We start from the raw sequence: 12476 nt of genomic DNA, 5'->3' as shown, positions 1-12476 counted from the left end.
CCCGGCGCTACCGGGGGCGCGGAACTGGGTAGCGCCGGGCCATGCCCGGCGAGCGTAGCGGCGCTCGGTTATGCTCTCCCTCACGCCTTCCCCCCGGATCCACCGATGAGCGACACCCCCCGCATCGCTTTCCTGGCAAGCACCACCGAAGCTGCGCAGATGGCCCGCGCGGCCATGGTCGCGCGCTTTGGCGACCATGCCCCCGAGCAGGCCGACGTGCTCTGCCCGCTGGGCGGTGATGGCTTCATGCTGCAGACGCTGCATCGTCATGGCCACCTGGGAAAACCGGTGTTCGGCATGAAGCTGGGCACCGTAGGTTTCCTCATGAACCAGTACCGGGGCGACGACGACGTCAATGCACGCATCGCCCGCGCGGAACCGGCCAACCTGCGTCCGCTGGAGATGGTGGCGCTGACCGAATCGGGCACCAGCACCGGTTCGCTGGCGTACAACGACGTGTCCCTGCTGCGGCAGACCCGCCAAGCTGCGCACATCGGCATCGACCTCAATGGGCAGGAGCGGGTGGCCGAACTGATCGGCGACGGCGTGCTGGTTGCCACGCCCGCAGGCAGCACCGCCTACAACTATTCGGCCCACGGACCCGTGCTGCCCTTGGGCTCGCACACCATCGCGCTGACGCCATTGGCACCGTATCGCCCGCGACGCTGGCGTGGTGCCATTCTCAAGGCGGATACGGAGGTGCGCTTCCGCGTGCTGGACCCCTACAAGCGACCGGTCAGCGTGACCGCCGATTCGCACGAGACGCGCGACGTGGTCGAGGTGACCATCCGCGAGTCGCGCGACCGCCGGGTGACATTGCTGTTCGACCCGGAACACAATCTGGAAGACCGGATCCTGAGCGAACAGTTCGTTTTTTGAGGACAATAGGTTGCCGGTCGCGTCGACCGCCAGAAGGACCCCACCGATGGGTGACAACTCCCCCCGTTTGCTGACCGTCGCGGTGACCTCGCGCGCCCTGTTCGATCTCGAGGAAAGCCACGCGCTGTTCGAGACCGATGGCGTGGCGGCCTATGCGGAGTACCAGCGCCAGCACGAGGACGACATCCTCGGTCCCGGCGTGGCCTTCCCGGTGGTGCGCAAACTGTTGGCGCTGAACCAGGGCGCCAGCCCGGAGAACCCGCGCGTCGAGGTGATCCTGCTGTCGCGCAATTCGGCCGATACCGGCCTGCGCATCTTCAATTCGATCCAGCACTACGGCCTGGGCATCATCCGTGCCACCTTCACCGCCGGTGAGCCGACCTGGCCCTACGTGAAACCGTTCGGCACCGATCTGTTCCTGTCGGCCAATCCGGAGTCGGTCCGCAGTGCGCTGCGCCACGGAATCGCCGCTGCGACGATCCTGCCCAAGCCACCCGGCGAGACCGCTGCGGCCGCCGCGGACCAGATCGACACCGGCCGACCGTCCGGCCAGCTGCGCATTGCCTTTGACGGTGATGCGGTGATCTTCGGTGATGAAAGCGAGCGCATCTCGCGTGAACAGGGGGTCGAGGCATTCGGCCGCCACGAGCGCGAACGTGCGCGCGAACCGCTCAGCGGTGGCCCGTTCCGCGGCTTCCTGTCCGCGCTGCACACGCTGCAGGAGGTGTTCCCGGCCGGTGACAGTGCGCCGATCCGCACGGCGCTGGTCACCGCCCGCTCTGCGCCCGCGCACGAGCGGGTGATCCGCACGCTGCGCGAATGGGGCGTGCGCCTGGACGAGGCGCTGTTCCTGGGCGGCCGCCACAAGGGGCCGTTCCTGCAGGCCTTCGGTGCCGACATCTTCTTCGATGATTCGCAGCACAACATCGACAGTGCCCGCGAACACGTTGCCGCGGGCCATGTGCCGCACGGTGTCGCCAACGAGGGATGACGCGGTAGCGCCGGGCCACGCCCGGCGAGCGTAGCGGCACCTGTAGGAACGCCGGGCCACGCCCGGCGTTCTGCATCATGGGGTGCCGGCCATTCCCAACTGCACGTCAACCACTTTCCAGCGCAGCCCTTGCGGTTCCAGCACGACCTTCAACGGTGGTTGGCCCGGGCCGCGATCAACGTCGACGACGAAGCGGTCGAACGCTTCGAAACGGTGGCGGGCGTTCTTCAAAGGCCGTGCCGGTTCGGTCGCCGCGAAGGCATCTCCGCCCTGCAGCTCGTTGCGCCCACGCTTCCACAGCACATGGCCCTGCAGCATCGCACCGATGCCGGTCGGGGTCATCAGGGTGTCCACCGCTGCGCCCCCAAGCTGGTCGCCCAGGCCGTAGAGCAGGGCGCCGAACGGACTGCTGGCCACATCGGGGCCGGCCTGGCGCACGAGGTAATCATTGAGTTGCGCACGCAGGCTGACGCGCACGCGCGGAAAGTCGACGTAGCGTTCCAGTGCGGCGGTATCGCGCTGTTCGATGGCCTTGGACAGACCGTGTATGGTCAGGTAGGGGCCGCCGAACCACACGCCGGCCAGGGCAATCACCAACAGGACCACGATCGCAGTGAGCTTCTTCATGCCGCCAGACTGCCGCAAGTGCGGCCGGGCGGGGTGAAGACTCAATGACTGGGCGAACCGCTGCCGTCGCCATAGGCCGCGACCAGGCGTTGCCGGTCGGCGGGGCGCAGTGCTTCGGGTCGCGTGGCCAGCACCTCCTCCAGACTGCCGACGCGGGTAGTGCCCAGGATGCCGGCGGCCACGCCGGGGTGGCCCAGAACGTAGGCAAACGCAGTCTGGGCCGGACGCTGGCTGTCGATCGCCGCAATGGCCCGGCGCATCGCACGTGCGCTGCGCATCAGACGGCGGCTGCTGGGCTTGAGCCACGCGCGCGCCAGGTACCAGGCATCGGCCAATCTCGGCCGGCGAGGCTGGCTGGGCAGCAGGTGGCCCTGTGCGAGCACGGTGCCTGCCAGTACGCCGATTCCGGCCGCATGCAGCTGGTCGATCAGCGGCGCACGATCCTGCTGCAGCGCGTTGTAGTCCAGCAGGACCACGTCGAATGCCTGTGGATGCGCAAGCATCCAGTGCAGCGTCGAGGCTGAGTGGGTGTTGATGCCGGTGGCGCGGATCAGGCCACGTTCGCGCAGGCGCTGCAGCGCATCGAGCAGATCGTCGTTGATGTCGTGCGCGGTGGCGCCATGCAGCTGGTAGATGTCCAGGTAATCCAGGCCAAGGTTGCGCAGCGAGGCTTCGCAGCTGGCGGTGATGGCCGCAGGCGAGAAATCGCGCTGTTCTGCGCCACTGATGCCGGCCTGTCCGGTCAGTGTGCCGCCCTTGCTGGAGATGACCAGTGACTCACGCGGGTAGCGGGCCAGCAGCGGTCGCAGGATGCGGCCCAGGCGCGGTTCGGCATGGAAGCCGGAGTAGTTGTGGCCGGTGTCGAACAGGTTCACGCCCTGGGCCAGCGCGTGCTCGACGATCGCTGCGGCGGCATGCTCGGCAAAGCGGCGATGGCCCCAGAAGCCCGAGCAGCCCAGCCCGACCGGCGATACGGACAGGCCGGTGCGGCCGAGCGGGCGGCGTTGCCGGGCCAGTGGCATCAGAACTCCAGATCCAGTGCTGCGCACAGATAGTCGACGAAGGGGCCGAGCGCGGCCAGGTCCTTGCCGAGCGTGGACAGCAGGCGCGGCCCGGTCATCGTCTCATCGTCCAGCGAGCGCCACATCACCCAGTTGCGATGCTTGAGATCGTCGATGAACTCGAAATCGGCGGGGAAGCCACGCGGCGGCCTGACCAGCTTCTCGCTCTGCTCGAAATCGAAACGCCGGCGCAGGGCGGGTGCATGCGCTGCGGCCTTCCAGCTGCCGGGGTTGTCCAGGATGAAATGGCGCACGCGGCGCTGGGTGTCCGGTTCGGGGTGCCACAGGCCGGCACCGACGAAGCTCTCGCCCGGCTGCAGATGCACGTAGAACGACGGAGCGGCCACTTCGCGGCGGCGTTCATGGAACAGGCGTGCGCCCTGCCAGGTCTTGTACGGCGATTTGTCGTTTGAAAAGCGCGCATCGCGATGGATGCGGAACAGCGAACCACCGACGCCACGGGTATCGGCACGGAAATGCGCGCTGACCTCGGCCAGCGCGGGCTGCAGGTCGCCCAGCAGGCGCAGGAACGGCTGCCGTACATGGTCTTCGTACTGCTGGCGATGGTCGTTGAACCAGGCCTTTTCATTGTGCCGCGCAAGGCTGCGCAGGAACCTGAAACTGGCGTCGCTGAAATAGGTGCTCACAAGCTCTCCTGCAGATGCTGGCCCCAGTCGCGCAGCGATTGCAGCAGGGCCAGGCGGCGATCGTCGTCCGGCGCCTCGGCGGCCAGTGCATCGAGCTGCTGCTGGTACTGGGGCAGGTTGAGTTCGCCCAGGCGGCCGTCACCGAGCAGGCGCTGGCGGCGGTAGTCCTGCCAGCGCTGGCGCTCGGCCGGTGCCAGGGTGTCGGGATGGTTGCGGGCGCGATAGCGGAACAGCAGTTCGGGCAGGCGCGGATCGCGGAAGCGGCCTTCCAGCGCAGCCAGCTCTGCGGGCGGCGTGGTCCGCGCCAGGGCCAGCAGTGGCTTGTCGCCATTGCCGAGGAAGCCGTCGTACAGCGAAGCATCGACGTCGGCCACGACGGCGTCCCGTGGTTGGTTGTACACCTGCCGTGCCTTCTCGGCCAGTTGCGGCGCGAATGCACGCAGCCGCTCGACCTTGGCTTCGATGGCGGCGACATCCAGGCCCAGGCGGGCGTGATCGTCGGGCCGCAGGTGGTTCCAGGCGACCAGCGCCGGGACCTTGTTCAGATGTACTTCCTTCAGCGGCACCCGGGCGACGCCTTCGGGCAGTTCGCTGGCGCGCAGGTAGAGCCGCTCGGCGATCGTCTCGGCTGGCAGCTGCAGCAGGTCGTCGATGTCACCTTCCAGATCGAACACGATCACCCGGTTGTTGATCGTCGGGTGCACCGCCAGCGGCAGCACCGGAGCCGCGCACAGCCGGCTGGCCGGGTATCGCATGGAAATGTGCAGCACCGGCTTCAGTGCGCCGACGTCCAGCAGGCTGCCGACGAAACGCTTGTCGCGCAGTTTCAACGCGTACTCCCACAACCGCGGCTGCGACTGCTTGAACAGGCGTGCCATGCCGATCGTGGCGCGCACGTCCGACAGCGCCTCGTGCGCATCGCCATCGCGCACATTGTTGGCTTCGGCCAGGTGCTCGAGCTTGAACGACGTGGCGCCGTCCTCGCGCAGTGGCCAGTGGATGCCTTCGGGACGCAGGGCGCGCATCAGCCGCAGCATGTCCAGCAGGTCCCAGCGCGAGTTGCCGTTGCGCCACTCGCGCTCGTAGGGGTCATGGAAGTTGCGGAACAGACCGTAGCGGATGAATTCGTCGTCGAAGCGCAGGGTGTTGTAGCCCAGGGCACAGGTACCCGGGCGCGACAGCTGTTCGTTGATGCGGTCGAACGCTTCGGCTTCGCTGATGCCTTCAGCCAGTGCCCGCTGCGGCGTGATGCCGGTGACCAGGGTGGCCATCGGCGAGGGCAGCAGATCGTCGGCGGGACGCACGAAGAAACTCACCGGCGTGTCGATCTCGTTCAGATCGGCATCGGTGCGGATCGCCGCGAACTGGGAGATGCGCGTTCGCCGTGGGTCCTGGCCGAAGGTTTCCAGGTCGTAGAACAGGAAGCTGTCAGCCATCAGTGTGCGCCCTCCAGAACCGGCAGCCGGGCATGGATCTGTGCCTCCAGAGCCGCCCAGTCGATGTTCTCCAGCGACGTATGGCCGATCGTGGCGGCCACCAGCATGTCGCGCTGGATGTCGGTCCGGCGCAGTGCCTCCGCGTAGGGCGTGTGCAGGAACGTGACCATGGTGTAGTGCGGTACGAAGCGGGTCGGCCAGCGACGCTGAAGCGCCTGCTCCAGCTCGCGCTGCAGCAGGAAGGCCGGGTCGGCGACGCGATCACGCATCTCCAGGTAGTTCTCCAGGGCCATCTGCTGGATCGCATGCGCGTTCGGCTTGCGTTCTTCCTCGAAGGCCGCGAACGCGCTCTGCAGGTCGTCGGCTTCCATCAGATGGCGGGCCAGTGCCACGCAGTCCTCGAACGCGCAGTTCATGCCCTGCCCGTGGAAGGGCACCATCGCATGCGCGGCATCACCGATCAGCACGGCCTGGCCCTGCTGGTGCCAGCGCTCCAGCGTCAGCGTGCCGAGCAGGCCGGGCGGATGCTGCTCCCAGTCCGTGCGCAGGTCGGGGATCAGCGGCAACGCATCGGCGAACTCGCGCGCGAACAGGGCTTCGGCCTGGGCGCCGGTATTGACGGTGGCGAAGCTGGGCTCGCCCTGGTTGGGCAGGAACAGGGTGACCGTGAACGTGCCTTCGTGATTGGGCAGGGCGATGCACATGAAGTGGCCCCGTGGCCAGATGTGCAATGCGTTGCGTTCGATGCGGAAGCCACCATCACGGTCCGGTGGAATCTCCAGTTCCTTGTAGGAGTGATCGAGGAAGGCGATGTCCTCGCCCAGCGGCGCGCGCCGGTTCATCGCCGCGCGCAGCGCCGAGCCGGCGCCGTCAGCGCCGATCAGGCTGTCGAAGTGGATATCGTGCGGGCTGTCGTCGCGATCGTCGATGAAGCGCGCATGGCCGGCATCGAAATCGACGGTATGCAGCCGGCGGTGGAAATTTACGGTGGCACCTGCCTGCTCGGCCAGTGTCAGCAGCGTGGTGTTCAGGTCCCTGCGATGGATCGACCAGATCACTTCGCTGTCGTCGCGGCCATAGCGCTGCAGCTGCGCGGCGCCTTCGCGCGGATGCACCATGCGTCCACGCATCATCACCGCGCGGGCCATCACCTCGTCCTCCACGCCGGCCTGCCGCAGCGCGTTGCGCCCGCGCTCGGCCAGCGCCAGGTTGATCGAGCGGCCGCTTTCGTAGTCGGCCACGCGTGGGTCACCACGGCGTTCGTACAGCGTGATCCGCCAGCCCTGCCGCGACAGCAGGATGGCGAGCAGGGATCCGGCCAGGCCGGCACCAATGATGCTCAACGAGCGGGAGGCATGTGCGATCAACGAACTGTCCAGCAGGAGGGGAGGTGCCGGCTCAGAGGCCGGCCCAGGCTTCCACTTCCTCGACGAAATGGTGGACGTCCAGGTAGCGGTTGTAGAGCGGGGTGGGGGAGATGCGGATCACATCCGGCTCGCGCCAGTCGCCGAGCACGCCGACCGAGCGCAGGTGCTCGAACAGGGCGCGGCCACGCTCGCGGCCGGCGATCACCCGCAGCGAGAGCTGGCAGCCGCGCCGGTCCGGCTCGGCCGGGGTGACGATGTCGAGCACGTTGGCCAGGCGCGCGCGCACCAGGGCTTCGAGCATGCCGGTCAGTGCCAGCGACTTGCTGCGCAGGGCGTCCATGCCGGCCCGTTCGAACAGGTCCAGTGAAGCGCGCAGCGGCGCCAGGCCGAGGATCGGCGGATTGCTCAGCTGCCAGCCTTCGGCGCCGGTGGCGGGCGTGAACTGCGGGGACATCTGGAAGCGGGTGGCTTCGTCATGGCCCCACCAGCCGGCGAAGCGTGGCAGGGTGCTGTCACGGTGGTGACGCTCGTGCACGAACGCCCCGGCGACGGCCCCCGGGCCGCTGTTGAGGTACTTGTAATGGCACCACACGGCAAAGTCCGGCGCCACATCGTGCAGGCGCAGGGGCAGGTTGCCGACCGAATGCGCCAGGTCGAAGCCGATGCGCGCGCCCTGCAGGCGTGCGGCGCGGGTGATCGCATCGAGGTCGAAGGCCTGGCCGGTGCGGTACTGCACGCCTGGCCACAGCACCAGAGCCAGGCGAGGGCCATGCGTGGCGATCGCGCGTTCGATCGCGGTCATCGAGATCGTGCCGCTGGCTTCGTCCGGCTGCACCTCCACCAGGCAGTCGGCCGGGTCGAAGCCATGGAAACGGATCTGCGCTTCCACCGCGTGACGGTCCGTCGGGAAGGCGCCGGCTTCCATCAGGATCACCGGTCGTTCCCGGGTCGGCCGGTAGAAGCTGACCATCATCAGGTGCAGGTTCACGCTCAGCGTGTTCATCGCCACCACTTCGCTGGGCAGCGCACCGACCACCCGCGCCAGCTGCGTGCTGACCAGGCGGTGGTAGGACAGCCATTGGGTGGGGCCGGTGAAGTGGCCTTCCACTGCCAGTTCAGCCCACTGCTTCATCACTTCCTGCACCGCCGCCTGTGCGCCGCGCGGCTGCAGTCCCAGCGAGTTGCCCACGAAGTAGGTCTGCTCGCCACCGCCGTGGCGCGGAATCAGGAATTCACTGCGCAGCGGACGCAACGGATCTGCGGCGTCGAGAGCGATGGCATGGGTGCGGTTCAGCAGGTCGGACATGGTCGGGCAACAGGCTGCAACGGGGCTGCCAGTGTAGCGCCTGGGGCCTGCGTGATGCCGCGCAGTACGCTCGCCGGGCATGGCCCGGCGCTACCCGGAGATCACGCGCATCGGCCATGGCCGGGCCATGCCCGGCGGATGCATCAGCAATCGCCATACCCGGCGATCGATCAGTCCGCCGCCGGTGCCGGCAACGGGTCGATGTGGCCGCATTTGCTGCAGGTACGCAGTTCCAGGCTGGCGTGGTAACGCGCGAAGACCTTGGGCAGGTCGGTTTCGATGTTCTGCAGCGCGAAGAACTCCTCATGCAGCTTGTGGTTGCAGCGCTCGCAATGCCAGATCACACCGTCCACCTCGTGCGGCAGCCGCCTGCGCTCCACGACCAGCCCGACGCCGCCCGGTGGCCGGCGCGGCGAGTGCGGCACCTTCGCCGGCAGCAGGAAGATCTCGCCGGCACGGATCGGGATGTCGCGGACCGCGCCATCCTCCTGGACCTTCAGCACCATCTCGCCTTCGAGCTGGTAGAACCACTCGGGCCCTTCGTCGTAGTGATAATCGGTGCGCGAGTTCGGCCCGCCGACCACCATGACGATGAAGTCGCCGTTGTCGATCATCTTGTTGCCCACCGGCGGTTTCAGCAGGTGACGATGTTCTTCGATCCAGGCGTGCAGGTTGATCGGCGAGGCGAGCATGGTCGGGCTCCGTGGGGGATCAGTCGCGCTTGCCCTTGCGGGGGACATAGGAAAGCGCTTTCTCGTAAGCCGGCTGCAGATCTTCCGGCGAGCCCACATCGATGCCCATTTCGCGCACGCGGCCATCCTTCAGGCTGTAGACCCAGCCATGCACCATCAGCTTCTGGCCGCGTGCCCAGGCGTCCTGCACGATGGTCGAGCGGCACAGGTTGGCGACCTGCTCGATGACATTCAGCTCGCACAGGCGGGCATGACGCAGCTCGTCGGTCTCCAGCGCATCGATGATCGCCGCGTGCTTCTGCATCACGTCGCCGACGTGGCGCAGCCAGTTGTCCGCCAGGCCGACGCGGGTGTTGTGCAGGCAGGCATGCACGCCGCCGCAACCGTAGTGGCCCACGATGAGGATGTGCTTCACCTTCAGCTGGTCCACCGCGTACTGCACCACGCTCAGGCAGTTCAGGTCGGTGTGGGCGACCACGTTGGCGACGTTGCGATGCACGAACACTTCGCCCGGTGCCATGCCGATGATCTGGTTGGCCGGCACGCGCGAATCGGAGCAGCCGATCCACAGGTATTCCGGGTGCTGCTGCTTGGCCAGCTGATGGAAGAACTCGGGATCTTCCTTCTCGATGCGGTCGGCCCAGTCGCGGTTGTTCTGCAGCAGCTTGTGGATGTCTTTCATGTTCGGGTCCCTGACCTCGGTGGGGGCAAGTCGCGGCTGTCCGGCCGCGTCGTCGCGGGAGTCGGTGCGTTCAGCCGCCGGCGGCGGCCTCATCGCGGAACCAGCGCATCCACTGCGCCAGTTCGGTGGAAGGAGGGGTGTGCAGGCGATCCAACGCGTCGATCACCGCCTGCTGGTTGGCATCAGGATGGTTCTGGCTGAGCTTCAGTTTCAGCTGTACCTGTTCGACGTGGAAGTGGAACCCGACGATGGCGCGCAGCTCCGGGCCGTGTTCGGGACGGTCAGCCTCGAACCGCCACTGCTGGCCGACGCTGGCCTCAAAGCGGTCGCTAATGTCGCCGACCAGCTGGGCCAGCGCATCGGTGCCGTCGAACGGCTGCAGCTGTCCGCGCAGCTCGGCAGCGGCATAGTTCCAGGTCGGAACGCGTGCCGCCGGTTCCTTGTCCGGATACCAGCTGGCCGAGACGTAGCCATGCGGGCCATCGACCAGCACCTTGGCGGTGCCTTCGCGACGCGACTGCGGGTTGGCCCGCGCCCAGTGGCCGCGCAGTTCGATGCGCTGGCCATCACGCCGGTACAGCACCGGCACGCGGGTCAGCTCGGGCAGGCCGTCGTCACCGGTGGTGAGCACGGTGACGAACGGATCGCGCGCCAGCAGGCGGTCCAGCCAGATCAGATCGGTCTCGGCGAAGGCGCGCGGAGTGAACATCGGCCTGGGCTCAGGCGCGCCCGCCCAGCGATTGCACCATGCGGCCACGCAGGCCCTCGTCGCTGTCGGCGTGCGGTGGCTGCACCTCATGCAGGCTGAAGCCGCGCACCAGCGCGTCTTCTTCGTCCAGGCCGTCGAATTCGACGAAATCGGCGTCGAACAGCTGCGCGCGGGCAGTGTCCTCGCTGTCGTAGCTGAGGGTGTTGCCATCACTGTCGAGCACTTCGGCCGTGCCGGCCGGGCGCACGCGCAGGCGGGCCCAGATCAGGGTGTTGCCGAGGCTGGCCAGCCACCAGCTGTCGTGCGGGGCGGAGAGATCGTTCATGTATGCGTTACCAGAGCGAAGCCAGCCAGAGCAGGGCGGCCATGCCCAGTCCGGCCAGCAGGGTCAGCAGCGAAACCCAGGCGGGCGTGGCCAACCCGGACAGCGAGCGATCCGGCTGCTGCCGGTAGTCGCGGCGCAGCAGCCAGGCCAGGGCATCGGGCTTGAGGAAGGCGCCGCTGCCGAAGCGCTGTGCCAGCGCCGGATGGCGGTCACGCACGTGCACCAGGGTCAGCGGCCAGAAGATCACGAAGGCACTGAACCCGGCCACTGCGACGCCGACAAAGCAGAGGGCGAAGAACAGGGTCATGGGGGCAGTACCTCCGTGGTCGGTGGTGGGGCTTAGAAGTCCGCGCTGCCGGGAGCGCGCGGGTAAGGAATCGCATCGCGGATGTTGGACAGGCCGCAGACATACACCACCAGGCGCTCGAAGCCCAGGCCGAAGCCGGCGTGCGGCACCGAGCCGTAGCGACGGAAATCGCGGTACCAGCTGTAATGCTCACGGTCCAGGCCGAACTGGGCCATGCGCGCGTCCAGCACGTCCAGGCGCTCTTCGCGCTGGCTGCCACCGATGATCTCGCCGATGCCCGGCGCCAGCACGTCCATCGCGGCGACCGTCTTGCCGTCGTCGTTCAGGCGCATGTAGAACGCCTTGATGTGCTCGGGGTAGTTGGTCACCACCACCGGGCGGCCGACGTGTTCCTCGGTCAGCCAGCGCTCGTGTTCGGTCTGCAGGTCCAGGCCCCATTCGACCGGGAAGTCGAACTTCCGGCCAGACTTCTGCAGCAGGCTGACCGCATCGGTGTAGTCGATGCGCTCGAACGGCGCGTTGATGAAGTCTTCCAGCTTGGTGATCGCGTTCTTGTCCACGCGTTCGGCGATGAAGGCCAGATCATCGCTGCGCTCGTTCAGCACCGCGCGGAACAGGTACTTGAGGAACTCCTCGGCCAGGCGCGCATCTTCGGCCAGGTCGGCGAAGGCGATCTCCGGCTCGATCATCCAGAACTCCGCCAGATGGCGGGTGGTGTGGCTGTTCTCGGCGCGGAAGGTCGGGCCGAAGGTATACACCTTGCTCAGGGCCAGGCAGTAGGCCTCGACGTTCAGCTGGCCGGACACGGTCAGGAACGTCTCCTTGCCGAAGAAGTCGCGGCTGAAATCGATCGCGCCCTTCTCATCGCGCGGCAGGTTCACCATGTCCAGCGTGGACACACGGAACATCTGGCCGGCGCCTTCGGCGTCGGAGGTGGTGATGATCGGGGTGCTGATCCAGTTGAAACCGTTCTCGTGGAAGAAGCGGTGCACGGCCTGGGCCAGGCAGTTGCGGATGCGGGTGACCGCGCCGAACAGGTTGGTGCGCGGGCGCAGGTGCGCCACTTCACGCAGGAACTCCGGCGTCATCGGCTTGGGCTGGATCGGGTAGGTGAGCGGGTCTTCGACCCAGCCGACCACTTCGACCGCACTGGCCTGGATCTCGAACGACTGGCCCTTGCCCTGCGATTTCACCAGGATGCCGGTGGCCACCAGCGAGCAGCCGGTGGTGAGGCGCTTGATCTCGTCGAAGTTGACCAGGGTGTCGTTGGCTACGACCTGGATCGGGGCGAAGCAGGAGCCGTCGGTCACATTCACGAAGGCCAGATTCGCTGAACCGCGCACCGTGCGCACCCATCCGCGTACCGTGACTTCGCCGCCTTCCGGGATCTTCCCGGCAAGCGCATGTTCAACGCTGACCACCGTCATGACTTGAATCCTCTGCTGAT

General features: G+C 67.3%; 14 protein-coding genes. 2 read left to right on the top strand and 12 right to left on the bottom strand.

The features are described from left to right. Window positions 1-105: 105 nt before the first annotated feature. Both ACZK08_RS12740 and ACZK08_RS12735 read left to right on the top strand, forming a co-directional pair. A complete protein-coding gene (locus tag ACZK08_RS12740; RefSeq protein ID WP_053515423.1) occupies window positions 106-879 on the top strand; it encodes an NAD kinase in 774 nt (257 codons plus the stop codon). A 46-nt stretch (window positions 880-925) separates the two neighbouring features. After that, complete coding sequence (locus ACZK08_RS12735; protein WP_053515425.1) at window positions 926-1870, top strand: 5'-nucleotidase; 945 nt, start codon at window positions 926-928, stop codon at window positions 1868-1870. A 75-nt stretch (window positions 1871-1945) separates the two neighbouring features. Here ACZK08_RS12735 and ACZK08_RS12730 read toward each other — a convergent pair whose 3' ends face one another. The 12 genes from ACZK08_RS12730 to asnS form a co-directional block, all read right to left on the bottom strand. Beyond that, on the bottom strand, window positions 1946-2497 hold the full coding sequence (locus ACZK08_RS12730; RefSeq protein ID WP_053515427.1) for a DUF2939 domain-containing protein: 552 nt from the start codon (window positions 2495-2497) through the stop codon (window positions 1946-1948). A gap of 41 nt (window positions 2498-2538) precedes the next feature. Continuing rightward, window positions 2539-3519, bottom strand: a complete 981-nt coding sequence (locus ACZK08_RS12725) for an aldo/keto reductase (RefSeq protein ID WP_053515428.1) — start codon at window positions 3517-3519, stop codon at window positions 2539-2541. Then, on the bottom strand, window positions 3519-4205 hold the full coding sequence (locus tag ACZK08_RS12720; RefSeq protein WP_053515430.1) for a DUF2461 domain-containing protein: 687 nt from the start codon (window positions 4203-4205) through the stop codon (window positions 3519-3521). Before ACZK08_RS12720 ends, ACZK08_RS12725 begins: the two co-directional genes overlap by 1 nt. Continuing rightward, the gene (gene sbcB / locus ACZK08_RS12715; protein ID WP_065176050.1) at window positions 4202-5641 is read right to left on the bottom strand and encodes an exodeoxyribonuclease I; all 1440 of its coding nucleotides are present in this window, start codon (window positions 5639-5641) and stop codon (window positions 4202-4204) included. The genes ACZK08_RS12720 and sbcB overlap by 4 nt, the downstream gene beginning before the upstream one ends. Beyond that, the gene (locus ACZK08_RS12710) at window positions 5641-7008 is read right to left on the bottom strand and encodes an FAD-dependent oxidoreductase (protein ID WP_065182905.1); all 1368 of its coding nucleotides are present in this window, start codon (window positions 7006-7008) and stop codon (window positions 5641-5643) included. Before ACZK08_RS12710 ends, sbcB begins: the two co-directional genes overlap by 1 nt. 31 nt (window positions 7009-7039) lie before the next feature. Beyond that, window positions 7040-8314: a kynureninase gene (gene kynU, locus ACZK08_RS12705; RefSeq protein WP_053515435.1), complete on the bottom strand. Its 1275-nt coding sequence runs from the start codon at window positions 8312-8314 to the stop codon at window positions 7040-7042. 170 nt (window positions 8315-8484) lie between these two features. After that, window positions 8485-9006: a 3-hydroxyanthranilate 3,4-dioxygenase gene (locus ACZK08_RS12700; RefSeq protein ID WP_065182904.1), complete on the bottom strand. Its 522-nt coding sequence runs from the start codon at window positions 9004-9006 to the stop codon at window positions 8485-8487. A 19-nt stretch (window positions 9007-9025) separates the two neighbouring features. Continuing rightward, the gene (gene can / locus ACZK08_RS12695) at window positions 9026-9688 is read right to left on the bottom strand and encodes a carbonate dehydratase (protein WP_053515439.1); all 663 of its coding nucleotides are present in this window, start codon (window positions 9686-9688) and stop codon (window positions 9026-9028) included. A 70-nt stretch (window positions 9689-9758) separates the two neighbouring features. Then, the gene (locus tag ACZK08_RS12690; RefSeq protein WP_065182903.1) at window positions 9759-10397 is read right to left on the bottom strand and encodes an FMN-binding negative transcriptional regulator; all 639 of its coding nucleotides are present in this window, start codon (window positions 10395-10397) and stop codon (window positions 9759-9761) included. 10 nt (window positions 10398-10407) lie between these two features. Then, window positions 10408-10722, bottom strand: a complete 315-nt coding sequence (locus ACZK08_RS12685; protein WP_053515443.1) for a hypothetical protein — start codon at window positions 10720-10722, stop codon at window positions 10408-10410. Window positions 10723-10729: 7 nt separating this feature from the next. Further along, on the bottom strand, window positions 10730-11029 hold the full coding sequence (locus ACZK08_RS12680) for a hypothetical protein (protein ID WP_053515445.1): 300 nt from the start codon (window positions 11027-11029) through the stop codon (window positions 10730-10732). 32 nt (window positions 11030-11061) lie between these two features. After that, complete coding sequence (asnS, locus tag ACZK08_RS12675) at window positions 11062-12456, bottom strand: asparagine--tRNA ligase (RefSeq protein WP_065182902.1); 1395 nt, start codon at window positions 12454-12456, stop codon at window positions 11062-11064. Window positions 12457-12476 lie beyond the last annotated feature (20 nt).

The sequence above is a fragment of the Stenotrophomonas sp. 112478_Sma genome, assembly GCF_056479905.1.
Note: the sequence above shows the minus strand (reverse complement) of the source record. Positions and strands in the feature narration are given on the sequence as shown.